This window comes from Microcystis sp. LE19-195.1E (assembly GCF_027532095.1).
In the GTDB taxonomy this organism is placed as follows: domain Bacteria; phylum Cyanobacteriota; class Cyanobacteriia; order Cyanobacteriales; family Microcystaceae; genus Microcystis; species Microcystis aeruginosa.
The window spans coordinates 1-10,243 of record NZ_JAPZSZ010000196.1; the positions used below are offsets into that span (position 1 = coordinate 1).

Here is a 10,243-nt window from a genome sequence, read left to right on the forward strand (position 1 = left end):
GTAGCGGTAAATCCACAATACACTAGCCAACAATGTTCTGATTGTGGCAATATCGTCAAGAAAACATTATCTGTAAGAACACATATTTGTTCTTGTGGGTGTGTCTTGGATAGAGACGAAAACGCCGCTATAAACATTCTCCCACGGGCAAATACTGTCGGGCGGACAGAAATTCAAGCCCTCGGCCAGACTACCCACTGTCTATTAAGTGAAAGCCTAATAGATAAGGTAACTGGATGAACAGGGAATCCCGAAGCGCTTGAGTGCGATGGGAGCGTCAATTTAGGTATCCCGTCGAGTATTTTCGCTAGACTGGAAAATAATGCACCTCGGCTAGACAAAATCCTATGGTAAAGCTGCTCGAAAATCCTCTCCGAGTGGGATTGCGACAAGAAAGAACCCCAGAACCCCTAATTTTAGTCATTTTTGGGGCATCGGGAGACTTAACCCAAAGAAAACTGGTTCCTGCCCTCTATCAACTGAAACGGGAAAGACGACTACCGGCCGAATTAACCATCGTCGGTACAGCGCGCCGAGAGTGGAGTCATGATTATTTTCGCCAACAGATGCGCCAAGGCATCGAAGAATTTTCCGACGGGATTGGTAGTGAGGAATATTGGCAAGACTTCGCCCAAGGGTTGTACTATTTCCCCGGCAACATGGACGATCCGGAAAGTTACGCCAAAATGAAAGTCTTTCTGGAAGAATTAGACGGAATCCGGGGAACCCGCGGCAATCGAGTCTTTTATCTAGCGGTTTCTCCTAATTTCTTCCCCCCCGGTCTTAAAAACCTTGGCGCGGCGGGAATGCTGAAAGACCCAATTAAACACCGGTTAGTGATCGAAAAACCCTTTGGCAAAGATCTCAGTTCTGCCCAAGTTCTCAATCGAGTCGTACAAGAGGTTTGTCAGGAGAACCAAGTTTATCGCATTGACCACTATTTAGGCAAGGAAACCGTCCAAAACTTATTGGTGTTCCGATTTGCTAACGCTATCTTTGAACCCCTCTGGAATCGTCAATTTATCGATCACGTCCAGATTACCGTGGCCGAAACCGTGGGAGTGGAGGAGCGGGCCGGATATTACGAAAAATCGGGAGCTTTGCGGGATATGGTGCAAAATCACCTGATGCAGTTATTCTGCTTAACGGCGATGGAAGCACCCAACGCTATTAACGCTGATAGTGTCCGCGGCGAAAAAGTCAAAGTCCTGCAAGCGACTCACCTGGCCGATATTAATAACCTAGAAAAATCCGCCATCCGCGGCCAGTATAAAGCCGGTTGGATGAAAGGAAAACCCATTCCGGGCTATCGGGAAGAACCGGGGGTTAATCCGGAATCGACCACTCCCACCTATGTGGCCATGAAATTAATCGTCGATAACTGGCGTTGGCAAGGTGTCCCCTTCTATCTGCGTACCGGTAAACGTCTGCCCAAAAAAGTTTCCGAGATTGCCATCCAATTCCGCAATGTGCCGTTATTAATCTTCCAATCGGCAGCCCAACAAACTAATGCAAATGTACTGAGTCTCCGGATTCAGCCTAACGAAGGTATTGCCCTGCGTTTTGAGGCAAAAATGCCGGGGTCGGAATTACGCACGCGCACGGTAGAAATGGACTTTAGTTATGGTTCCTCCTTCGGTGTTGCCAGCGCTGATGCCTATAATCGGCTACTTTTAGACGCTATGCTAGGAGATCAAACCCTATTTACCCGTTCTGACGAGGTAGAAGAAGCATGGCGCATCGTTACTCCTGCTCTCGCCGCTTGGGACGCTCCCGCCGATCCCGCCTCCGTACCCCAATACGAAGCGGGTACCTGGGAACCCACAGAAGCGGAATTTCTCCTTAACCGCGATGGCCGTCGTTGGCGACGACTCTAATACAGTGAACAGTAATCAGTAATCAGTAAACAGTAAACTAAAAACTCACATCTGATAACAAAGGCCGAATCTAAGACCTAATTGGTTAAGCTAAAAGCTTTGATGAGCTTAGTTTCTAACCTTCTTTTTAGGTAGGAGAATTGTCAGATTCTGTCTTTTGCACGAGTGCCTGTTGCCTCTTGCCTTCAGAAGCTGATAACTGATTACTGGTAACTGATAACTGGTAACTGATAACTGATAACTGATAACTGACATGACTACCCAAAGCCCCCCCATTGTCTCCCTGCAAGCACCAAAAGATGTTTCCATCGATGTGATCGAGCAGGAACTGCGCGATATCTGGCAATCCTATAATAATAATGAGGATGGTATGGCCGCCACCCGGGCCACCACCTTTAGCTTTATTGTCTATGAACCCGATGCGGTACAGGAATTGTTAACCCTTCTCGGCTATTACACCGGCCCGATTGATGGTATTGCCGGTCCCAGGACTCACGCCGCCATCAAAGTCGCCCAGAAAGACCTAGAACTAGAAGTAACCGGGCTTTCTAGCGATGAATTTGTCGCTCGGTTAAGGGCGGCCTGGGAAGCGGAAAAAAACGCCGAGGACGGGGCTAATCATCGTCAATACGCCGCCGATTTGGATGCGATTGGGGTGGCAGATGCGATCGCTGCTTCCAATCCCTGTCGCATTATTACCCTCTGTCCCACCGCCGAGGCCGATGAAGGGGTAAAAGCCTCTGTTTCTGCCTATTGTCCCGTTAACAAACGTAGTCAGAACACTTTAGTTTGCTGTGAATACGTTACTTTAAGCGGTACGGCAGAAGCTTTGGAACGAATTGGCGGCATTATTTCCGAGTTAACTATTCCCAGTTTGCCAAAATTTCTCTGGTGGAAAGCCAGTCCCGATGCGGAATATGGACTATTTAAGCGTCTGGCCAGTCAATGTGATACGATTATCGTCGATTCCAGCACTTTTCGGGAACCGGAAACGGAACTGCTGCAAGTGGGGGATTTATTAGCAACAGATGTACCATTAGCTGACCTGAACTGGAGTCGTCTCGCCCCCTGGCAAGAACTAACCGCCGAGGCTTTTGATCCACCGGAGCGCCGGGATGCTATTCTGGAAGTCGATCGCATCACTATTGATTACGAAAAGGGCAATCCTTGCCAAGCTTTTATGTTCCTCGGTTGGATGGCCAGCCGGTTACAATGGCGACCGGTGGGATATAGTCACCGGTCGGGAGATTACGCTATTCATCGGATTAGCTTCCTCGGTCAGGACCAGCGTTTAATTGAGGCGGAATTAGCCGGTGTTCCCGTGGCCGATTGGGGTGAGGTACAAGGGGATCTGATTAGTATTAAACTCAGTTCTACTAATCTTCAGGCTGATTGTTGTACGGTAATTTGTTCGGGAACTACCGGCTGTATGCGGATGGAAGCTTCGGGAGGGGCCCAATCTTGCCGCATTGAACAAGTGGCCCATCTGGAAGACCAAAAAACAGAAACTCTGCTAGGTAAACAGTTACAGCGTTGGGGCCAGGACGTGCTTTATCAAGAAAGCATGAAAGTCACTAGCGCTATCCTCAAATTATCCCAACCGGATTAACAAATTAGCAACAATAATCCCACCCACTTTGGAGAGACCTTGTTAACAAGGTCTCTCGATATTTATACGGCAGTCAGCACTTGATTAAAACCGATAATTTTAGCTTTTCGGAAAACAGGTTATCATAAAAACAGAGCTTTGCTTTCAAGGGGGCAATATGGTCGCAACCACTGAGAAACGCTACACAGTCGCAGAATACTTTCAACTAGAGGAAGCTGCCACCGACAGACACGAGTATCGAGATGGAGAAATTATTATTATGACTGGGGGAACTCCTAACCATAATCGCATTGCGGGAAATTTTTACAGAAGATTTCCCTTAACTATCCAGAATCAAGCCTATGATATATTTATCACCGATCTACGCTTGGCAATACCCACCTATAATGTGTACACCTATCCCGATCTTATGATCGTTAAGGGAGAACCAATTCTTGAAAGAGGACGCACCGATACGATTACCAATCCACAGGTGATTATCGAGGTTTTATCAAAATCTACTCAAGACTATAATCGGGGTGATAAGTTTAAATTTTATCGCTCTCTTAATAGTTTTGAAGAATATATTTTAATCGACCAATATGGTTATTATATAGAACAGTTTCATAAAAGAGGCGATCATTGGGCATTCCGGGATTATCACGATCAAGAAGCGATTTTAACTTTGTTTTCTCTAGATTTTCAAATATCCCTGACAGATTTATATCAGCGGGTGGATTTTACCGCAATTGAAGTATCCTAGTGGCTCAACTATTTTTGCCGCAAAAGTCTTTGTATGATTAACTCCCAATCCAACTTGAAAAACCCACTCCCTAATTCATAAAAAAAGGTGGGGCAACACCCACCTTGTTTAAACCCAAATTTTCGATAATTAGGCCTCATCGAGAGCGGCAATACCGGGTAAAACCTTACCTTCGAGTAATTCCAAACTAGCGCCACCACCAGTGGAAATATGGCTCATTTTTTCCGCCACTCCCACTTTTTCCACCGCCGCTACCGAGTCACCACCACCGATAATGGTAGTTGTACCAGTAGCGGTTAAATCGGCTAAAGTGTGAGCGATCGCATCTGTACCCGCCGCAAATTTATCGAACTCGAACACCCCCATCGGGCCATTCCAGAGGACAGATTTACAGTTAGATAAAGCTTCTTGGAAAACTTTAACTGATTCTGGTCCAATATCCAATCCCATCCAACCATCGGGAATATTTTCGACCTTGACGATTTGGGACTCGGCATCTTTATCGAATTTATCCGCTAACACCACATCAGTAGGAAGGAGGAATTCCACCCCTTTTTCTTTAGCTTTCGCTTCCAGGGATTTAGCTAATTCCAGTTTGTCTTCTTCCACCAAAGACTTACCAACACTTAAACCGCGGGCCTTGTAGAAAGTAAAGATCATACCGCCACCGATGAGCAGTTTATCGCACTTTTCTAATAGAGTTTCGATCACGCCAATTTTACTAGAAACCTTAGAACCGCCGATAATCGCCGCTAGGGGACGTTGGGGAGTTTCAATAGCGGACTGTAGGTAGTTTAACTCTTTTTCAATTAAATAACCCGCCACCGAGGGGCTGAGATAGTGGGTAACGCCTTCCGTGGAAGCGTGGGCGCGGTGGGCGGTACCAAAAGCATCATTAACGTATAAATCGGCGTTAGCGGCTAATTTTTGGGCAAAATCGGGATCATTTGCCTCCTCTTCACCGTGGAAACGCAGATTTTCCAAAAGGGCCACTTGACCGTTAGACATTTGGCTAATCGCTGCCGTAACTCCCTCACCAATACAATCGGGACACATGATTACTTCTTGGCCCAATAATTCCGAGAGACGTTTAGCCACAGGGGTCAGACGCAAATTTTCTTTAACTTGACCGTCGGGACGACCCATGTGGCTGCATAAAATAACCTTAGCCCCTTTTTTGATTAAATCCTCAATGGTTGGTAGTGCCGCCCGAATGCGGGTATCATCGCTGATTTTCCCGGTGGCTTTGTCCATGGGAACGTTAAAATCGACCCGGACTAAGACCCGTTTGCCCGCTAAATCAGCTTCTGTTAAATTCGCTACTGTTTTTTTTGGCACAGCCCATAACCTCCTAGATTGCTTACCGTACAATAAAGATTAAATCAGGGTATCGCTACTTGCGGCAATTACTTTGACAAAGATTATTTCAGATTTGGGGATCAGTTTTGCAGTTCTAAGACTGATTTTCCCAGAAAAATTTGATTGGAGAGACTTGCTAATTATGTTTGAGACGATTTTATTTCCCATCGACCACAGCCGCGAAAGTCGTGACGCGACCAGTAGTGTGATCGAATTAGTCAAAATCTTTGACAGTCGTTTGGTCCTGTTGTCGGTGGTGGAAACGACACCCACCGGAGAAATTGCCCCCGACGATAAGATGAGTTCGATCGAAGCGGTGGATAGATTGTTACAATCGGCGCAAGCGATTTTCGCTCAAGCTGGCATCAAGGCGGAAATGATTGAAAGGGAGGGAATACCTTCTTTTGTCATCTGTGATGTGGCCGATGAAGTTAATGCCGACCTGATCGTTATGGGTTGTCGCGGTTTAGGATTAACCAGCGAAGGTGTGTCCGAAAGCGTCACCACCAAAGTTATTAACCTTGCCCCCTGTCCAGTGTTGATTATCCCTTAAGCAGTTATCAGTGAGCAGTTATCAGTGAGCAGTTATCATACTAAATCCAGTTATTAAAGACTGATTATCTATTCCTCCTTTTGCCTCTTGCCTCTTGCCTATCCTGATATGTAGCCTATACTCAACGGATTTAGTATCAGATGTGAGTTTTCAGTTCACTGATTACTGTTTACTGAAACAAAGCTCCCCACTCCCTTCCCCTGAGAGAAATGTAACGAATTGTGAGAGTTTCAGCCGTCAACCCTTGAAAACTCGATCGATGGGGTTGCTTGAAGTAATTCTTAGGCCTAAAGTGTAATCTTAAAGTTTTATGATCAATTTTCCCGTTGATCGGAAAAAGGAGAACTCAAACACAATGGCTGAAACTGGATACAAACAGGTGGTGACACCCTACAATGATGATCCGTTCATTGGTCATCTAGCTACCCCCATTTCCGCTTCTGGTTTTACCAAAGCTTTTATTGGTAACTTACCTGCCTATCGTCCCGGTCTAGCCCCGATTCTCCGCGGTCTAGAAGTGGGTATGGCCCACGGTTATTTCCTCGGTGGTCCCTGGGTTGTCCTAGGCCCCTTGAGAGACTCCGAATATGCCAATATCGGCGGCTTAATCCCCGCTTTAGCCATGGTTCTTTTGGCTACGGGTTGTTTAGCGAGTTATGGTCTTGTCTCCTTCCAAGGTAAGGCCGCTAGTGGTGATCCGCTGAAATCGGCGGAGGGTTGGAGTCAATTCGCTGCCGGTTTCTTTATTGGCGGTATGGGTGGCGCTTTTGTGGCCTATTTCCTCCTAGAAAATCTTGGTGTCGTTGATGGCATCATGCGCGGGGTTTTTAATCAATAATTAACCCTTTTTCTACCTGTTATCATTTCCTTATTTTTTTACTAGGAGCGTTTGACATGACTGGTGACTACGCAGCTTCTTATCTGCCTTGGATTTTAATCCCGATCGTCTGTTGGTTAATGCCAGCCGTAGTGATGGGTTTGTTATTTATCTATATCGAAAGTGAATCCTAATTTAACCTCAGTTCGGGATAAGCTAAAACCCTGATGCTACCGTAGCCTGAAACTCCTATTCTTTCGTGGAAGCTATGGCAAAATTCCCTTAAACCGAACTCAGGTTAATTTAGTCTAGGATTCCTGCAATTAAGGACTTGAAAATTAGCTATTTAATAGTTAGTTTTCAAGTCCTATTTTCTGAGGAAAAAAGAAGATGAAAATTGGTAAAACCCTACACCCCACACCCTGCATCCAGGCTGCATCCCACATTTGCAGAAATACCGACAATCAGCAATTATCAGTGACTCTGAAATGGGTACAAAAATATGAACAATCGCGTGTAAGCATCTCACCGAAAAGCTAATGCGCTCCGGGGTTTGGGGGCGGCGCCACGCCCCCAACGGGGGGTTTTTGGGGGGTTCTACCCCCCAAAAGCTTGGATTGAGTGATAAAACTGAAAGTAACACACCCAATTTTAGGAGAAAGTTTCGCGTAAAAAATCCCAAATTAGTAGATTTACAAAAATGAGATGCACCCCTACCCCCACCGAAAAACTTTTTGCCGCAAACCCCACTTATAAAGCGGTTAGATAGCGGATTTTTTCCAACAATAGGGAGGGTTGAATGGGTTTGAGGAGATAGTCGTCAATGCCATGACGACCAAGAAAATTAACGCTGATTTCAGGGGTATCATTCAAGATTAGCACTTTACTGGCTTGAGTTTGGCTAGATTTTTTTAAAAGATGACAGAGATGATATATATCAGGCATTTTCCGATCGACAATTATAATACCTGGCTGCACGATCTCAATTTTTTTGATAGCGGAGACACTATCGATTAACCAAATAACTTGATAATGTGCCACCATCAATAACTCACAAATAAGATTGGCGATTTCTTCGTCACTTTCAATCAAAACTATAGTGGGATGGTGGTGATTAAAATGGGGATTATGATCCGAGGGTTGGGGTTTGGGGGGCTTTTGTTGAGGTAAACGGACGGTAAAGATGGAACCTTTATCTAAGCAAGATTCTACCTCGATCGTGCCGCGATGGAGTTCCACTAATTGTTTAGTTAAAGCCAATCCTAATCCCACACCACCATAACGACGTTTGCGGGAGCCATCCAATTGGGTAAATTTTTCAAACAGAAGCGGTATTTTTTGAGCAGGAATGCCGATGCCCGTGTCCTCTACCTGAAAAATGACCTGACTGCCTTCTTTCCACAGTCTCAGCGTGACAGCACCCTGTTCGGGGGTAAATTTCAGGGCATTTTTTAACAAGTATAAAAGTATCTGCTGAACTCGATCATAATCGGCGTAAAAATAATGCTCTTTTTCGGTGATTCTCATTTCTAAAATCAGATTAATTTCTTTAGTTTCTGCCTCTGTTTTAATAATTTCTAAAACATGATTACAGAGATATTTTAGCGAAAATTGTTTAATATCTAAAACAGCTTTCCCCGCCGAAACTTGCGAGAAATTAAGCAAGTCATTGATTAATTCTAATAGTTTATTGCCGTTATCCTGAATAACTTTTAGATATTGTTTTTGTTTGTCGGGGGGTAAAAAATTATTGGCTGCCGAGCATTTTTGCAGGGTACTGGACAAACCGATAATACAAGTTAGGGGAGTTAATAACTCATGACTAATATTATTTAAAAATTCACTTTTGCAGAGGTTAGCGGCTTCTGCGGCCATTAAAGTATCTTGTAATTCTTGGGTTCTTTCTATTACCCGGCGTTCAAAAATATCTTTTTGTTCCTGTACTTGAGAATATAATTGCGCTTGATAGATAGCGATGGCGAGATGTTCACCAATCTGACCTAAAAATTTCTTTTCTTGCGGCAACCATTGGCGTTTTTCTTGACATTGATGGGCAATTAATAAACCCCACAATTCTTCTTGTACCACAATCGGGGCGATTAATTTTGATTGCACTTGGTGTTGTCGCAAAAATTCGGACAAACAGAAGGAAGAAGAATAGTTAGCATCCACATCATCTACGGCCAGAATTAATCCTTGACGGTACTTTTCTTTGTATTGGGGAATATAGGAAAAACAATCGTCTTCGGGGGTTAAATTTAACACCGAATTTATCTGGTCAGAAATGCGCGACTCGGAAGTTATTTTTCCCTTTACCTCACCGGTACTGGGGAAAAATTGATAAATTAACAATCGGTCCACTTGCAGAAAATCCCGCACTTCCCTGACTACGGTTTCCAGAATCACCGGTAACTCCAGACTCTGACGCATTTGGGTGATGACTTGGTTTAATAATCTTTCCTGTTGGATTTGTTGGGATAGGGCCGCTTCTACCGGTTGACAAACGGAGAAGATGCGGGAACAATCTCTATCAGCAGACGGAGAAGAAATTATCGAGAGAATTTTGACTAAAATTTTATTTTGAAAACTGCTGACATTATTGGATAGAGGCAGATTTAAAATTTGATAACCCTGCTGAATTTTTGGGTTGTGGAGAGACTTGACAGCCAGTCCTTGCAGAAAGTTTTTAATCGTGTTCGCTTCAAAACTAATGCGGACTTCGTACTCAAAGTTATGTGCTTGGGGACTGGCTAACAATAAAGCTTGTAGGTCAGTGGAAAGCAAGAGTTGATAGATTTCCCCCGTCTTTAGCGGCAGCTCTCTTTCACTTAGACTAATCCTCGGCGCTGTCACCTGTATTGCCAACTGTCCCCACCAAGAACGAATTTGTTCGAGGTGAGTAGATGACAACACTTGACAGCAAACATAAGCGGGAGAAGCATTCATTTATCAGTTATCAGTTATCAGTTATCAGGAGGCAGGAGGTGATAGGGTGATAGGGTGATAGGGTGATAGGGTGATAGGGTGATAGGGTGATAGGGTGATAGGGTTTTGGGGTTTTAGTTGAAATTCCCCCACTTCCCCACTTCCCCACTTCCCCCCGTCCCCCCGTCCCCACGTCCCCCCTTCCCCACATCCCCACATCCCCAACTCCCCACATCCCCAAATCCCCAAACCCCACACAACACTAAAGGGACAGGGGTTTTGGTTTTACTGAAAAATTTTATTTTGAAAACTGCTGACATTATTGGATAGAGGCAGATTTAAAATTTGATAACCCTGCTGA

At 44.8% G+C, this 10,243-nt stretch carries 10 protein-coding genes; 8 read left to right on the top strand and 2 right to left on the bottom strand.

The window, feature by feature from the left end; genetic code table 11:
* From O9300_RS11250 to O9300_RS11265, 4 genes are all read left to right on the top strand, one after another.
* Positions 1-240, top strand: a 240-nt coding sequence (locus O9300_RS11250; RefSeq protein WP_287971719.1) for a zinc ribbon domain-containing protein, incomplete at its 5' end; no start/stop codon positions are given.
* Between the two features lie 107 nt (positions 241-347).
* Positions 348-1,877 carry a glucose-6-phosphate dehydrogenase gene (zwf, locus tag O9300_RS11255; RefSeq protein WP_190719781.1) on the top strand — a complete coding sequence of 510 codons (1,530 nt, stop codon included), beginning with the start codon at positions 348-350 and terminating at the stop codon, positions 1,875-1,877.
* A 253-nt stretch (positions 1,878-2,130) separates the two neighbouring features.
* Positions 2,131-3,486 (top strand): glucose-6-phosphate dehydrogenase assembly protein OpcA, encoded by a 1,356-nt coding sequence (gene opcA, locus O9300_RS11260; protein ID WP_287971722.1) that lies wholly within the window; start codon positions 2,131-2,133, stop codon positions 3,484-3,486.
* Positions 3,487-3,643: 157 nt separating this feature from the next.
* Complete coding sequence (locus O9300_RS11265) at positions 3,644-4,228, top strand: Uma2 family endonuclease (protein WP_002750593.1); 585 nt, start codon at positions 3,644-3,646, stop codon at positions 4,226-4,228.
* Between the two features lie 129 nt (positions 4,229-4,357).
* Here the strand turns inward: O9300_RS11265 and O9300_RS11270 are convergent, their stop codons facing one another.
* On the bottom strand, positions 4,358-5,566 hold the full coding sequence (locus O9300_RS11270; protein ID WP_287733200.1) for a phosphoglycerate kinase: 1,209 nt from the start codon (positions 5,564-5,566) through the stop codon (positions 4,358-4,360).
* A 163-nt stretch (positions 5,567-5,729) separates the two neighbouring features.
* On the opposite strand from O9300_RS11270, the gene O9300_RS11275 reads away from it, so the two are divergent.
* The 4 genes from O9300_RS11275 (at position 5,730) to O9300_RS11290 (ending at position 7,497) form a co-directional block, all read left to right on the top strand.
* Positions 5,730-6,140, top strand: a complete 411-nt coding sequence (locus O9300_RS11275) for a universal stress protein (RefSeq protein ID WP_045361308.1) — start codon at positions 5,730-5,732, stop codon at positions 6,138-6,140.
* Positions 6,141-6,495: 355 nt separating this feature from the next.
* Entirely contained in the window at positions 6,496-6,978 is a 483-nt protein-coding gene (locus O9300_RS11280) for a photosystem I reaction center protein subunit XI (RefSeq protein WP_004162779.1), read from the top strand.
* Positions 6,979-7,034: 56 nt separating this feature from the next.
* A complete protein-coding gene (locus O9300_RS11285) occupies positions 7,035-7,151 on the top strand; it encodes a photosystem I reaction center subunit VIII (protein WP_004162778.1) in 117 nt (38 codons plus the stop codon).
* A 196-nt stretch (positions 7,152-7,347) separates the two neighbouring features.
* Positions 7,348-7,497 carry a hypothetical protein gene (locus O9300_RS11290; RefSeq protein ID WP_287971725.1) on the top strand — a complete coding sequence of 50 codons (150 nt, stop codon included), beginning with the start codon at positions 7,348-7,350 and terminating at the stop codon, positions 7,495-7,497.
* Positions 7,498-7,707: 210 nt separating this feature from the next.
* Here O9300_RS11290 and O9300_RS11295 read toward each other — a convergent pair whose 3' ends face one another.
* Entirely contained in the window at positions 7,708-9,903 is a 2,196-nt protein-coding gene (locus tag O9300_RS11295) for an ATP-binding protein (RefSeq protein ID WP_287971727.1), read from the bottom strand.
* Between the last annotated feature and the right edge of the window lie 340 nt (positions 9,904-10,243).